The 13,889-nt window shown below is 65.7% G+C and carries 11 protein-coding genes; 1 reads left to right on the top strand and 10 read right to left on the bottom strand.

Annotated elements, in window-relative coordinates:
• Positions 1-120 precede the first annotated feature (120 nt).
• From DSHI_RS17995 to pip, 6 genes are all read right to left on the bottom strand, one after another.
• Complete coding sequence (locus DSHI_RS17995) at positions 121-1,917, bottom strand: sodium:solute symporter family protein (RefSeq protein ID WP_012180212.1); 1,797 nt, start codon at positions 1,915-1,917, stop codon at positions 121-123.
• Positions 1,918-1,934: 17 nt separating this feature from the next.
• The gene (locus DSHI_RS17990; RefSeq protein WP_012180211.1) at positions 1,935-2,192 is read right to left on the bottom strand and encodes a DUF4212 domain-containing protein; all 258 of its coding nucleotides are present in this window, start codon (positions 2,190-2,192) and stop codon (positions 1,935-1,937) included.
• Positions 2,193-2,311: 119 nt separating this feature from the next.
• Complete coding sequence (locus DSHI_RS17985; RefSeq protein ID WP_012180210.1) at positions 2,312-3,001, bottom strand: adenylate kinase; 690 nt, start codon at positions 2,999-3,001, stop codon at positions 2,312-2,314.
• A 5-nt stretch (positions 3,002-3,006) separates the two neighbouring features.
• On the bottom strand, positions 3,007-4,983 hold the full coding sequence (acs, locus tag DSHI_RS17980; RefSeq protein WP_012180209.1) for an acetate--CoA ligase: 1,977 nt from the start codon (positions 4,981-4,983) through the stop codon (positions 3,007-3,009).
• Between the two features lie 387 nt (positions 4,984-5,370).
• Positions 5,371-6,765 carry an ABC transporter substrate-binding protein gene (locus DSHI_RS21520; RefSeq protein ID WP_050757864.1) on the bottom strand — a complete coding sequence of 465 codons (1,395 nt, stop codon included), beginning with the start codon at positions 6,763-6,765 and terminating at the stop codon, positions 5,371-5,373.
• A gap of 64 nt (positions 6,766-6,829) precedes the next feature.
• Positions 6,830-7,816, bottom strand: coding sequence for a prolyl aminopeptidase (pip, locus tag DSHI_RS17970; RefSeq protein WP_012180207.1), 987 nt, complete (start codon positions 7,814-7,816; stop codon positions 6,830-6,832).
• A 64-nt stretch (positions 7,817-7,880) separates the two neighbouring features.
• Between pip and ubiG the strand changes: the two genes are divergently transcribed.
• Complete coding sequence (ubiG, locus tag DSHI_RS17965; RefSeq protein ID WP_012180206.1) at positions 7,881-8,627, top strand: bifunctional 2-polyprenyl-6-hydroxyphenol methylase/3-demethylubiquinol 3-O-methyltransferase UbiG; 747 nt, start codon at positions 7,881-7,883, stop codon at positions 8,625-8,627.
• A 166-nt stretch (positions 8,628-8,793) separates the two neighbouring features.
• On the opposite strand, the gene DSHI_RS17960 is transcribed toward ubiG, so the two are convergent.
• The 4 genes from DSHI_RS17960 to hemA all read right to left on the bottom strand — a co-directional run bounded on the left by DSHI_RS17960 (position 8,794) and on the right by hemA (position 13,798).
• Positions 8,794-10,008: a glycerophosphodiester phosphodiesterase family protein gene (locus tag DSHI_RS17960; RefSeq protein ID WP_012180205.1), complete on the bottom strand. Its 1,215-nt coding sequence runs from the start codon at positions 10,006-10,008 to the stop codon at positions 8,794-8,796.
• Positions 10,009-10,100: 92 nt separating this feature from the next.
• On the bottom strand, positions 10,101-11,906 hold the full coding sequence (locus DSHI_RS17955; protein WP_012180204.1) for an ABC transporter ATP-binding protein: 1,806 nt from the start codon (positions 11,904-11,906) through the stop codon (positions 10,101-10,103).
• Positions 11,907-12,047: 141 nt separating this feature from the next.
• Entirely contained in the window at positions 12,048-12,488 is a 441-nt protein-coding gene (locus DSHI_RS17950) for a c-type cytochrome (protein ID WP_012180203.1), read from the bottom strand.
• Between the two features lie 95 nt (positions 12,489-12,583).
• Positions 12,584-13,798 (bottom strand): 5-aminolevulinate synthase, encoded by a 1,215-nt coding sequence (hemA, locus tag DSHI_RS17945; protein ID WP_012180202.1) that lies wholly within the window; start codon positions 13,796-13,798, stop codon positions 12,584-12,586.
• Positions 13,799-13,889 lie beyond the last annotated feature (91 nt).

The following is a 13,889-nucleotide window of genomic DNA, read 5'->3' as shown; positions in this document are numbered from 1 at the left end:
GCTCACCGTTCATCTGGAAGGGGGCCTTTCGGACGACCACGCCCCGGCCTTGGAAAGGTCGGGACGCGGCAATGTTCAGGATGGGGACGGGGCAGGCACGGCCCGCTCCGTCCGGACAGATCAGTGATCGACGGCCGCGCCGGCACCCCTGGGGATGCGCACGCTTTCGACGAGATCCTGGATCTCCTGCGGCGGCTCTTCGGTGGCACGGCTCACCAGGATCGCCACGGCGAAGTTCAGCAGCGCGCCGATCGGCCCGAAATGGGTCGGCGGGATCCCGAACAGGTAGTTGGACGCCGTCGGCTCGAGGAAGTTGGTCCCCGGGACGAAGAAGATGCCCAGATACGTGAACAGGTAGGCACAGGTGCTGATCAGACCCACGAGCATGCCCCAGGTCGCACCGCTTGCGTTGATGCGCTTGGAGAAGATGCCCATCATCAGCGCCGGGAACAGCGTCGCGGCGGCCAGACCGAAGGCCAGCGCCACCACCTGGGCCGCAAAGCCCGGCGGATTGAGCCCCAGATAGGTCGCCACCACGATCGCACCGGCCATCGAGATCCGGGCCGCGAGCAGCTCGCCCTTCTCCGAGATGGACGGGTTGAACACGGTCTTGATCAGGTCGTGGCTGATCGCCGACGAGATGGCGAGCAGCAGGCCCGCCGCCGTCGACAGGGCGGCCGCGATACCGCCCGCCGCGATCAGGGCAATGACCCAGCCCGGCAGGTTGGCGATCTCCGGGTTGGCCAGAACCAGGATGTCCCGGTTGAAGTTGGTCAACTCGTTACCCTGCCAGCCAGCCGCCTCGGCGCGTTCCGTCATCGACGGGTTGGCGTCGTTGTAGTACTGGATCCGGCCGTCGCCGTTCTTGTCTTCCCAACCCAAAAGGCCGGTCTGCTGCCAGGTGTTCATCCAGGCATATTCCGGATCGTTCTGGATCATCTCGATGGTCACGGCTTCGCCCTGCGTGCCTTCCGGCCACATCAGGTCGGTGATGTTCAGCCGCGCCATCGCACCCACCGCAGGCGCCGTCAGATACAGCAGAGCGATGAAGACGAGGGTCCAACCGGCCGAGATGCGGGCATCCGCCACGCGCGGCACGGTGAAGAAGCGGATGATCACGTGCGGCAGACCCGCGGTCCCGATCATCAGCGACAGGGTGAACAGCGCCATCAGGAAGGGCGAGCTGCCCGTGGTGTAGGCGTTGAAGCCGAGATCCGTCAGCAGGCCGTCCAGGGTGACCAGAAGCGGCTCGCCCGCCCCGACCTGGCCCGGCGCCATGTTCGAGAACAGACCGAGCCCCGGGATCGGGTTGCCGGTCAGCTGCAGCGAGATGAAGATCGCCGGGATCGTGTAGGCGATGATCAGAACGACATATTGCGCCACCTGGGTGTAGGTGATGCCCTTCATGCCGCCGAGAACCGCGTAGACGAACACCACGCAGGACGCGGTGACCAGGCCCGTCGTGCTGCTCACTTCGAGAAAGCGCGAGAAGGCCACGCCTGCGCCGGTCATCTGGCCGATCACGTAGGTGGTCGAGATGACGATCAGGCAGATCACGCCGACGACGCGTGCCTTGGTCGAGTAGAACCGGTCCCCGATGAATTCCGGCACGGTGAACTTGCCGAACTTGCGCAGGTAAGGCGCCAGCAGCAGCGCCATCAGCACGTACCCGCCGGTCCAACCCATCAGGAAGCTGGAGTTGGAATAGCCCACGAAGGCGATCAGGCCCGCCATGGAGATGAAGGATGCCGCGGACATCCAGTCCGCCGCCGTGGCCATGCCGTTGACCACCGGGTTGACACCGCGTCCGGCGGCATAGAACTCCGAAGTCGATCCGGCGCGCGCCCAGATCGCGATACCGAAGTAGAGCGCGAACGACAGCCCCACGACGATAATGTTGAGTGTTGTCTGATCCATGTGTCCCTAAGCCTTTGTTATTCTTCGACGCCGAATTCTTTGTCGAGCTTGTTCATGCGCCATGCGTAGAAAAAGATCAGCGCGAGAAAGACGAGGATGGACCCCTGCTGTGCGAACCAGAAGCCCAGGTCGGTGCCCCCGATCGGGATGCCCGACAGAAGCGGCCGCAGCAGAATGGCAAAGCCATAGGACGCGACTGCCCATATGACGAGGCACCATGTGATGATGCGGATATTGGCTGCCCAATACGCGTTAGTTGAAGAATTATCCGCCATTGCGGTCACTCCCTTTTTCTAGATGCAAATCGCGTCTCTGCGGACCTGGGTCCCACGTCGCGCTATTGCGGTTGCTCCGTACTCCGGCGCCCCCTCTCCCAAGGGAGCGCCGATCCTCCTCAGGATGTCGCGGACCCGACAATTCCTGCCAGTTGCTCTGCGACTATCCCAATCTCTCCCATCGCGTCCACTTTCCTCAGCACGCCTTGTGCCTCGTAGTATCCGATCAGGGGGGCCGTCTGCACGTGATAGGCCTTGAGCCGCTCGCGCACCGTGTCGGCATTGTCGTCAGCCCGACGTGTCATATCCGTGCTGCCACACTTATCGCAAGTCCCTGATTTTGCGGGGACCTTGAAAGTATCATGGTAACCTTCGCCGCAGCCGCCACAGGTGAAGCGGCCGGAGATCCGGCCGACCATCGCCTCGTCGTCGACGACGAGCGCAATTGCCGCATCGATGCCCTGGCCCGCGTCGGACAGCAGCGCATCGAGCGCCTCTGCCTGGGCCGTGGTGCGCGGGAACCCGTCGAGGATCACACCGGCCTTCACGTCCCCCTCGGCCAGCCGATCCTTCAGGATCGCCAGAACGATCTCGTCGGACACCAGCGCCCCGGCTTCCATTACCGCCTTGGCTTCGCGCCCGGCCTCGGTGCCGGCCGCCACGGCTGCCCGCAGCAGATCACCGGTGCTGAGCTGGATCAGGCCGAACTTCTCTTCGAGCATTCGCGCCTGGGTACCCTTGCCGGCACCCGGCGGGCCCAGCAGGATCACGTTCACCGGCTTGGTCTGTGTCAGTGTCGCGCCATCCATGCCCCTCATCCTTTCTTGTTCATTCTGTTTTCGATGAGGTCTTCGACGACGGAGGGGTCTGCGAGGGTTGAGGTGTCGCCCAAGGCGCCGAAGTCGTCTTCGGCGATCTTGCGCAGAATGCGGCGCATGATCTTGCCCGACCGGGTTTTCGGCAGGCCGGGGGCCCACTGGATCAGGTCCGGGGCGGCGATCGGGCCGATCTCGGTGCGCACCCAGGTGCGCAGCTCCTTGCGCAGCTCCTCGGAGGGCTCCTCGCCATTCATCAGGGTGACGTAGCAATAGATGCCCTGGCCCTTGATGTCGTGCGGATAGCCCACGACCGCGGCCTCGGCGACCTTGGCATGGGCCACCAGCGCCGATTCCACCTCGGCTGTGCCCATCCGGTGGCCCGACACGTTGATCACGTCATCGACCCGCCCGGTGATCCAGTAATACCCGTCCGCGTCCCGGCGGCAGCCATCGCCCGAGAAGTAATACCCCTTGTAGTCCGAGAAATAGGTCTTCACGAACCGCTCGTGGTCGCCGTAGACCGTGCGCATCTGGCCCGGCCAGCTGTCCTTGAGGCACAGCACCCCCTCGCATTCGGTCTCGGTGATCTCGGCGCCCGAATGGGGGTCGAGCACCACCGGCTGCACCCCGAAGAACGGCAGGGTCGCCGAGCCCGGCTTGGTCGCGATCGCGCCGGGCAGCGGCGTCAGCAGGTGCCCGCCGGTCTCGGTCTGCCACCAGGTGTCGACGATCGGGCAGCGGCCCTTGCCGACCAGGTCGTTGTACCAGTTCCAGGCCTCGGGGTTGATCGGCTCGCCCACGGTGCCGAGGACGCGCAGGCTGCTCAGGTCGCATGTCTCGACGAATTCCGGCCCCTTGGCCATCAGCGCCCGGATCGCGGTGGGGGCGGTGTAGAACTGGGTGACCTTGTGCTTGTCGCAGACCTGCCAGAAGCGGGAGGCATCGGGGTAGGTCGGCACGCCCTCGAACATCACCGTGGTGCCGCCATTGGCCAGCGGCCCGTAGACGATATAGCTGTGCCCCGTCACCCAGCCCACATCCGCCGTGCACCAGTAGACATCGCCCTCATGCACGTCGAAGACGTATTTCTGGGTCATCGCCGCATAGAGCAGGTAGCCCCCCGAGGAATGCACCACCCCCTTGGGCTGGCCCGTGGAGCCCGAGGTATAGAGGATGAAGAGCGGATGCTCGGCCTCCACCTCGACCGGGTGCTGGACCTCGTCGGCCTCCAGCATCAGCTCGTGATAGTCGAAATCGCGCCCGTCCACCCAGGTGGTCTGCCCGCCGGTGCGCTTGACCACCAGCATCTTGACGTCGTCGCGGGTGTGCAAGAGCGCCGCGTCGGCGTTGGATTTCAGCGGCGTCTGGCGCCCGCCCCGGGGGGCATAGTCCGCGGTGATCAGCAGCCTGGCATCGGCCCCGTTGATCCGCGCCGAGAGGGCATCGGGCGAAAAGCCCGCGAAAACAATGGAATGGATCGCGCCGATCCGGGCACAGGCCAGCATCGCATAGGCCGCCTCGGGGATCATCGGCATGTAAAGGATCACCCGGTCGCCCTTGCGCACGCCGAGATCCTCCAGCACGTTGGACAGCTTGCAGACCTGCCGGTGCAACTCGCGATAGGTGATGTGCTGGGCAGGCTCGGCGGGATCGTCCGGCTCGAAAATGATCGCGGTCTGATCGCCCCGGGTCGCCAGATGCCGGTCGATGCAATTGGCCGCCACGTTCAGCGTGCCATCCTCGAACCAGCGCACATGCACGTCGTCATGGGCGAACGAGGTGTCCTTCACCTTCGTGTAGGGCTTGATCCAGTCCAAAGACCGCCCATGCTCCCCCCAAAACCCCTCAGGATCCGAAACCGACGCCGCATACATCTCAGAATACTTCGATGAATCGATATGGGCGTTCGCGGCGAACTCTTCCGATACCGCTTTGATGATCTCGCCCGATGCGATGGGTTTCTGTTCGGTCATCTGGATTTCCCCTCCTGAGACGTGACGTCAGACTTGCGCGGAAGGGGTAGCATGCTTTGTGAAGCTCACAACAACTTACTGTTTTCGGGGGATTTTTCTGTAAACAAATTCCTATTTTGCAAATAATGCTGTAAACTTATTAACCTCACGGTAATTTTTCCCGTAATTCAAGGGGTTTGGGCGAAATTGTGCTGGGGACCGAGATTTGCCGCCGGATTTCCAAATACGGCGCGTTGCCGCAGTTAGGGCTAACGCATCGGGCGCTTAAGTCGCACGTAACCATTACTGGGTAGTGGTCCGCGGGTCCGGCCACGCTGGTTCTCGATCAATTTGCCCTGCGACCAAAGTCTCAAGACCCGCGAATCTGTCAGCCTTGCGGACCTGTTTTCAGCTCCGCCACCAGCGGCGCGCAAGGCGCGCATGGGCGAGATCCCAGCCCTCCCCGGTGCGGTCCGGACGTCCGACGCGGTCGGAGACCACCAGGTTCGCATCCCCCACCGCAAGGATCAGCGCAGGCCCCGCCTCCACCGCCCGCGCCAGCAGCTCGGGCCGCTCGGCAGGCAGCGCCCAGCGCCCGGCGACGGGGGTCGTGCCCCCGGGACCGCGCAGGGCGATGCGGAGCGTCCAGTCCAGGGTGGCGCGCATCGGCCCGCGCCGCACCCGCAGATGGGCGGGCGTACCCGGACCCGCCAAAGCCGGGGCCAGGCCCAGACCGCGCAGCTGCCCGGCCAGGGCACCGACCACGCGCGCCCCTTCGGCGCCCAGATCCGGGTCCATGGCAAGATGCAGGGGGCGGCCCGCAAACCGGGCCAGCTCGGCCCGGGCGGCCTCGGGATCGCCCGTATGGGCCAGCGCCGGGCGCAGCCCCTCCGCACGGGCCAGCGCGCCGCGGTCGAGCCCGGCGCGCAGCCCGCGCAGCAGGGCGGTTTGCGCCATGGGGGATCCGGCCGGACCCGCGGTCAGCTCGATATACTCCGTCGCCGGCAGGGCCAGCACCTCCAGCCCCCTTGCCCGGGCGAGCCGCGCCAGCTGCGCTTGGGGCAGCCGGTCGATCACGTCCACCCGCCCCTCCAGCAGCGCGCGCGCACGGTGATCCGCGTCGGGCAGGGCCAGCACCTCCACCGTGTCGAACCAGTTGCCCGCCTCCTCGCCAGACGGCCCGCCCACGCGCTCCGCCAACAGGCGGTCGCCATCGAGGCTGACCAGCCGGTAAGGACCGGTGCCGACCCCCTGGGCGAAGGCGTCGGCCAGCCCCGCGGCAGGGCCGATCAGCAGCACGGGATCGCTCAGCAGGTAAGGGAAATCCGCGTTCGGCGCATGCAGCGCGAAGCGGATCCGATGGGGCGAGAGCGCCTCCATCCGCGCCACCAGCGCCCGCAGGCCGAAGCCCGGCGCGCCCGGCGCCAGATGCAGGTCGAGCGAGGCGATCACGTCCTCGGCCACCAGCCCCGGGCCGTGATGGAACCGCGCCTCCGGATCCAGATCGACGGTCCAGACCGCCCCGCCGCGGCTGGGAACCCAGGCGGTGGCGAGACTGCCCTGCAGCAGGCCGTCCGGCGCGATCTCGGTCAGCGTATCGAAGAGCAGGCCCGCCCCGGTCAGGCTCTGGAACAGGCCGAAGCCCGCCTGCGGGGTCCAGCGATGGCCGCCCGGCCGCCCGCTCAGCCCCACGCGCAACCGCCCGCCGCTGCGCGCCCCCGCGGCCACCGGCATCCCGCCGGCGGCAAAAAGCGCCGCGGCAAGACCGGTTTTCAGCAGTTTGCGTCGGGTTGCGGTGTCCATAGGGGCTCGCGGCTCTGGCTGTGTCACTCCAAGGATATAGGGCATTTCTGCCCGGCGCGACAGGTCAGTTGGACGGGCGCCGTCCATAGCGCAGCCGGTCCATCACCCGCACCAGCTCGGCGCTGATGCCGGATTCCGACAAGGCGTGCCCGGCAAGCGGGATCATCCGCAGGTCGGTCTGCGGCAGCGCCTCGGCGATCTGCCAGGCGCCCGCGGGCGGGCAGATCATGTCGAAGCGCCCCTGCACGATGGTAATCGGCACATCCGCAAGCCGGGGCAGGTCGCGCAGGATCTGGCCATCCTCGTCGAGGAACCCCTTGTTGAGGAAATAATGGTTCTCCAGCCGGGCGAAGGCGCGGGCGTATTCTGCCGGGCTCTCGCCGGTCAGCCCCTCGGAATGGATCGAGGCCAGCGCGTTTTCCCAGGCCGACCAGGCGCGGGCATAGCGGGTCTCTTCCATCATGTTACCGCTGAAAAGCCGTTTGTTATAGGCCGCGATCAGGTCGCCGCGCTCTTCCTCGGGGATCAGGTTGACGAAGCGTTTCCACACATCGGGCCAGAACTGCGCCGCGCCGCCGCCATAGAACCAGTCGAGCTCGGCGTCGGTCATCAGGAAAACGCCCCGCAAAATCAAGTGGGTAACGCGGTCGGGATGGGTCTGTCCGTAGATCAGCGCGAGGGTCGCGCCCCAGCTGCCGCCGAACACGTCCCAGGCGTCGATCTCCAGGGTGGTGCGAATCGCCTCGATGTCGTCCACGAGGTCCCAGGTGGTGTTCTGCTCCACCGAGGCATGGGGGCGGGAGCGGCCGCAGCCACGCTGGTCGAAGAGCACGATCCGGTAGGTATCGGGGTCGAAATAGCGCCGCATGGCCGGGCTGCAGCCGCCGCCGGGGCCGCCATGCAGGACCACCACGGGGATGCCTTGCGGATTGCCGCATTGCTCCACATAGATCCGGTGCCCGCCGGAGACCGGCAGCACGCGCTGGTCGTAGGGATCGAGCGGCGGGTAGAGATACTCCGCTGCGTGTTTTTGGCTCGCCGCTCGTGTCATCGCTGCTCTATATAGTGCTGAGATCCACCCACCCCATCCTTCGCAAGTTGCATCAGAGAAGTCCATGACAACCAACACGCAGACCGTCGATACTTCGGAACTGGCCAAGTTCGAGGCCATGGCCGCCGAATGGTGGGACCCGATGGGCAAGTTTCGCCCACTGCACCTGATGAACCCGGTACGGCTGGACTACATCACCCGGCAGATCGCGGCGGAGTATGGGCGCGACCTGAAATCACCCAATCCGTTCAAGGGCTTGCGCATTCTCGACATCGGCTGCGGCGGGGGGCTTCTGGCCGAGCCCATGGCGCGGCTGGGGGCCACGGTGGTGGGCGCGGATGCGGCCGAGGGCAACCTGCCCGTCGCACGGCTGCATGCGGAGAAATCCGGGCTGGAGATCGATTACCGCCACACCACGGCGGAGGCGCTGGTCGCCGCCGGGGAGCAGTTCGATTCGGTGCTGAACATGGAGGTGGTGGAGCATGTGGCCGACCCGCTGGCCTACCTGACCGCGTGCAAGGACCTGCTGAAGCCCGGCGGGATCATGCTGTGCTCGACCCTGAACCGGAACCCCAAGAGTTTCGCCATGGCGATCGTGGGGGCCGAATACGTGCTGAAATGGCTGCCCAAGGGGACCCATGACTGGCGCAAGTTCCTGACCCCCGACGAGCTGACGAAGCTCTTGGAACAGGCGGGGCTGGAGCCGGTGGACAAGAAGGGCATGGTGTTCAACCCACTGTCGCAGCAATGGTCCCTGTCGGACCGGGACCTGAGCGTGAACTACGTCACCGCCTCGATCCGGCCCGCCTAACCCCATAAAATTTCGGTGTAAACCCCGCGTCGGATCGGCGTCGGCCCACTGTCGGACAAGTGTCGGGCAAGTGTATGGCACCTCCGCACGGTGGTGCGGCGCCCCACGCAACGGCAAGGGCCGCGACCCCGCCCGTGCGGGCGGGCGGGGTCGCGCGCGCCGGGGCTCAGTCGAGGCCCATGCAGGACGCGTAGAAGGTCGTGGTCGCGGGCCAGTCGGAGAAGATGCCTTCGACGCCCACATCCTGGGCCAGCACGTCGATCAACTCGTAGACCACGCCGTCGCTGTCGGTCACGTCGGCGATGGACTGGTAGTACCAGCCGCCCCCGGTGGCCAGCGGGCCGGAGCGTTCGACCGTCCAGGTGATGATGTTCAGCCCCGCCGCCTGCGCCTGCACCGCCAGTTCGGAGGGCACGATGGCCCCGTCGCGGGTGGTCACCAGCATCCAGGTGGGCGGCGCGATGTAGTTCACGCCCATCGCCTTCAGCTCTGCCATGGTGTTGGGCCAGGTGGCCGGGTCCATGGGGGAGTAGCCGTCGATATTGTACTCGTCCATCAGGTAGACGGCCTGCGCGCCGAACTCCGGCTCCGCCGAGATCCAGTAGAGCACGTCGTCGAGGTTGAAGCTCTGCAACCAGACATCCGAGGCCGGGATGCCGGCGGCCTTGTACTCGTCCACCAGCTTCTGGGCGTAGTCCTCCTGGGTGAAGCCGTTGAAGGGCATCTCGACCGAGGGGCTTTTCAGCTCGGGCGTGAATTTCGCGCCGAGGGATTTGAACAGTTCGATCGACTCCGCATGGGTCATGATGCCCGTGGGCTCGCCCGCATAGAGATCCGTGCGCCAGCCCGCGGTGCCGTCGAGATAGGCCTCGACGCTGGTGGCGGCGCGGTTGGCGGCGTCCATTTTCGGCACCAGCGTGCGGTACTCGGCCAGCGTAATCTCGGAGGTGCGGCACTCGGCAGTGGCGTTCTGGTCGCCGGAGGCGGGGGTGAACGGGGTCACGCAGGTCTCGGCCAGGGGTGTGGCGAGGATGTTGGTCGTGGTGTGCAGGTCGTTCTGGGCGTGGCGGCAGACCAGTTCCAGATCCTTGGTGAAGGTCACGTCGCATTCCAGGATGCCCGCCCCCATGCGCGCGGCGGCGAGGTTCGACGCCACCGTGTGTTCGGGAAATTGCAGGGGCGCGCCCCGATGGCCGATGGAGAAAAGCGTGCGCTTGGGTTCCTGCCCCATGCAGGACATGAGTTTTTCCTTGAGCGGGCCGTCCTCCATCCGGTCGACGAGGTAGAAGGGGCGCGGGCCCAGCTCGATCACGTCGGCGGTCTGGGCCAGGGCCGGTGCGGCGGCCAGGCCGGTGGCAAGCAGTGTCAGGATATGTCGCATGGTCTCCCCCATTTATGCGTCTCAGGCCCCCGTGTGCCCGGGGGTCCGTGACGACAGTATGAAGGTTTGTTGAACCTTAGGCGACAGTCGCGTTAGTTGCCGTAGCTTTGCTTCTGGCTGTCGAACAGCTGGGCATAGAGCCCGTTTTTGGCGAGCAGTTCCGCATGGGTGCCCTGTTCGACCAGCGCGCCGGTTTCCAGCACGTAGATCCGGTCGGCGTCGATCACCGATGACAGCCGATGCGCGACCATGATGGTGGTCTTGCCCCGGGCGAGCCGTCCGAGGGCGCGCTTGACCTTGTCCTCGGTTTTCTGGTCGAGGGCGGAGGTCGCCTCGTCCAGCAGGATGATCGGGGCGTCGCGCAGGAAGGCGCGGGCGATGGCGATGCGCTGCTTCTGGCCGCCGGAGAGCTGCGCGCCCTTGGGGCCGACCGGCAGGTCGCCGCGCTCGGCGATGACATCGGCAAGTTCGGCGGCCTCGGCGGCGGCGCGGACCTCGGCATCGGTGGCGTCGGGGTTCACGTAGCGGATGTTGTCGAGGATCGAGCTGTTGAAGATCACGATGTCCTGGGCGACCACGGAGAACGCCTGCCGCAGGTCGGAGATGCGGATCTTGTTCACGGGGATGTCGCCGATGCGAACCGTGCCGCCGATCGGGTCGTAGAGGCGGCCCAGCAGGCTGAGGATCGTGGTCTTGCCCGAGCCGGTGGGCCCGACGATGGCGGTGACCTGCCCGCCGCCGAAGGTGAGCGACAGGTCGCGGAAGAGCGGGCGGTCGGGCTCGTAGCCGAAGGTCACGTTGTCGAGGGTCAGGTCCGCGCCGGTGTCGAATTCGGACACCGCGTCGGGGGCATCCACGATGCCCGCGCGTTCGTCATAGAGCCCGCGCACGAGGCGCAGTTGCACCAATGCCCCCTGGAGCGAGACGACGAATTGCGCGATGCGGCGGCCCGGGTCGAAAATCAGCACCAGCCCGATCAGGAAGGCGATGATCGCGGCCCCGTCCACGTCGAAGGCGGGGCTGATCACCATGTAGCCGCCGCCGCCGATCACCAGCATGTAGACAAAGGCCGCGGCGAAATCGATGCAGGGCAGGATCACCGCTTGGGCGGCGTTGCGGCGGATGGTCAGGCGGCGCAGGCGGCTGGTGGATTTGACCAGCCGGTCCTCTTCAACCTCTTCCTGACCCGCGATCTTGACCGTGCGCATGCCGGACATGGTCTCGTCGATGGTCGAGATGTAGTCGCGCATGGCGTTCTCGGTCTGGGCCTGGACCAGTTTCACCTTTCGCGACACCAGCTGCATGGTCAGGATGATCACCGGGAAGACGATGGCCGCGCTCGCGAAGAGCAGGGGCTGCTGGTAGGCGAGATAGATCGACACGATCACCACGGTGGCGATGTCGCGCCCGGCCTTCACCGTGGTCTGGCCGACGAAATTGCCCAGACCTTCGACCTGGCCCACGAGTTTCTGGATCATGGCGGCGGGGGGCGTGTGTTCGAAAAAGGCGAGATCCAGTTCCATCAGGTGGTGGATCAGCTCCCGGCGGAGCTTGGCCACCGCATCGGCGGCGATCCAGACGCTGACCCGGGGGATCAGGTAGCTCATCACGCCGCGAAACGCGAAGACGCCGAACACCGCGGCACAGATCACCACCAGATCGCGCAGGGTGCCGCTGTCGAAGATGACGCGCAGGCCGCTTTCGGTCAGGCGGAGGAACTGCTGGTAGACGAAGCCCTGGGCGATGACCATACCGAAGACCACGATCAGCCAGGGCAGCTTCTCGCGCAGGTAGCCGCGCCAGAACCAGGCGATGTTGGCCTTGTCCTCGGGGGTGAACATCGGCTCGCGCCGGGGCTTGTCCGCGGGGGCAGGAGACTGGGTGTCGGGCGCTGTCATGGCCTGTCGGCTATCGCGAAGGGGGGCGGGTCTGTCAAGGCGGGGGGGATCGGTGGCCGGGGGTCACCGGCTGCCGCGCGGGTCGCCGAAACGAGAACGCCCGGCAGTGCCGGGCGTTCGGTGATCAAGATATCGTGCCGATCACTCGGAGAGCGACTTGATATAGGCATACAGGTTCACGGCATCCTCTTCCTTGCGGACGCGGAAGCTCATCTTGCCGCGCTCACCGGTGCCGGTGACTTCCTGCATGTAGCCGGTCGGGTCCTGCAGATAGGCGACGAAGGTGGCCTCGTCATAGACCACGCCCTGCTCGTTCGCTGCGAGCAGCAGATCGCTGTAGCGGAAGTCTTCGACCGAGCCGGCGGTGCGGCCGGAAACGCCGTAAAGGTTCGGGCCGGTCTTGGCCGCGCGCCCGGCAAGGGTGTTGCCATCGGCATCCTGCACGACATGGCAGGACTGGCACTGGCGGAAAGCCTTCTCGCCCTCGGCGGCATCGCCGGTGGCCGCGAGGTCATCGGCGAGCACCGGTGCGGACATCGACGTCAGCATCAACGTGGCGGCGGCTACGATAGTCAGTTTCATGTTTCCCTCCCAGGGGGCTGGTTAAACCGTGTTGGGGTAATACGCCCGAAACGGGAGGAAAGTTCAACCGGACTTTGGACCTATGGGCGGCGGCGTTACGCCACCGCCTGGGAGATCGCGCATTGCTTCCACAAAACCTCCAGCGCGGAGACCAGGTGGCGCAGGTCGTCCACCGAATGATTCGGCGAGGGCGTGAAGCGCAGACGCTCGGTCCCCTTGGGCACGGTGGGGTAATTGATCGGCTGCACGTAGATGCCGAACTCGTCCATCAGGTAATCCGACAGCATCCGGCATTTCACCGGGTCCTTGATCATCACCGGGATGATGTGGCTCGGGTTGTCGATATGCGGGATGCCGGCGCGGTCGAGCATCTGGCGCAGCTGGGCGACGCGGACCTTTTGCAGGTCGCGCTCGGCGCTGCTTTCCTTCAGGTGCCGGATCGAGGTTTGCGCCGCGGCCGCGACCGCCGGGGGCAGGGCGGTGGTGAAGATGAAGCCCGACGCGAAGGAGCGGATGAAGTCGCAGAGTGTCTTGCTGCCGGTGATGTAGCCACCGACCACGCCGAAAGCCTTGCCCAGCGTGCCCTCGATCAGGGTGACGCGGTCCATCACGCCGTCCCGTTCGGCGATGCCCGCCCCGCGGGGGCCGTACATGCCCACGGCGTGCACCTCGTCGAGATAGGTCATGGCGCCGTATTTCTCGGCCACGTCGCAGATCTCGGCGATGGGCGCGATGTCGCCATCCATGGAATAGACGCTCTCGAACGCGACGATCTTGGGGCAGTTGGCGGGCAGGGCCGCGAGCTTGGCCTCGAGATCGGCGGGGTCGTTGTGTTTCCAGATGACGACCTTGGCGCGGGAGTGGCGCATGCCTTCGATCATCGAGGCGTGGTTGAGTTCATCGGAGAGAATCACGCAGTCGCGCAGCCGGGCGCCGAGGGTGCTGAGCGCGGCCCAGTTCGACACGTAGCCGGAGGTGAACAGCAGCGCGTCTTCCTTGCCGTGCAGATCCGCCAACTCGTCTTCGAGGAGCCGGTGATGGTGGTTCGTGCCGGAGATGTTGCGGGTGCCGCCCGCGCCCGCGCCGCACTGGCCGATCACCTCTTGCATGCGTTCCACCACCTTGGGGTGCTGGCCCATGCCGAGATAGTCGTTCGAGCACCAAACGGTGATCTGTCGCTTGCCGTCTTCGCCATGGCACTGCGCCTTGGGGTGTTGGCCGCATTCGCGCTCGAGCTCTGCGAAAATGCGATAATTGCCTTCCTCTTTCAGCTGGTTCAGCTGGGTGGCAAAAAGGGCGTCAAAGTCCATGGGCGTCCTCACTCCGTCTTATCCGAAAATCTTACAAGTTAGACAGTTTGAGTGTCAATTAAAACTTACACCTTCCTGAACCTCATGGCGC

Source organism: Dinoroseobacter shibae DFL 12 = DSM 16493, from assembly GCF_000018145.1.
In the GTDB taxonomy this organism is placed as follows: Bacteria; Pseudomonadota; Alphaproteobacteria; order Rhodobacterales; family Rhodobacteraceae; genus Dinoroseobacter; species Dinoroseobacter shibae.
The sequence above is the reverse complement of the archived record's forward strand: the minus strand, read 5'-3'. Positions and strand labels throughout refer to the sequence as shown.

Coding starts and splice junctions, on each gene's coding strand:
- DSHI_RS17995 (WP_012180212.1), bottom strand. CDS start 1,917: ATGGATCAGACAACACTCAACATTATCGTCGTGGGGCTGTCGTTCGCG.
- DSHI_RS17990 (WP_012180211.1), bottom strand. CDS start 2,192: ATGGCGGATAATTCTTCAACTAACGCGTATTGGGCAGCCAATATCCGC.
- DSHI_RS17985 (WP_012180210.1), bottom strand. CDS start 3,001: ATGGATGGCGCGACACTGACACAGACCAAGCCGGTGAACGTGATCCTG.
- acs (WP_012180209.1), bottom strand. CDS start 4,983: ATGACCGAACAGAAACCCATCGCATCGGGCGAGATCATCAAAGCGGTA.
- DSHI_RS21520 (WP_050757864.1), bottom strand. CDS start 6,765: ATGGACACCGCAACCCGACGCAAACTGCTGAAAACCGGTCTTGCCGCG.
- pip (WP_012180207.1), bottom strand. CDS start 7,816: ATGACACGAGCGGCGAGCCAAAAACACGCAGCGGAGTATCTCTACCCG.
- ubiG (WP_012180206.1), top strand. CDS start 7,881: ATGACAACCAACACGCAGACCGTCGATACTTCGGAACTGGCCAAGTTC.
- DSHI_RS17960 (WP_012180205.1), bottom strand. CDS start 10,008: ATGCGACATATCCTGACACTGCTTGCCACCGGCCTGGCCGCCGCACCG.
- DSHI_RS17955 (WP_012180204.1), bottom strand. CDS start 11,906: ATGACAGCGCCCGACACCCAGTCTCCTGCCCCCGCGGACAAGCCCCGG.
- DSHI_RS17950 (WP_012180203.1), bottom strand. CDS start 12,488: ATGAAACTGACTATCGTAGCCGCCGCCACGTTGATGCTGACGTCGATG.
- hemA (WP_012180202.1), bottom strand. CDS start 13,798: ATGGACTTTGACGCCCTTTTTGCCACCCAGCTGAACCAGCTGAAAGAG.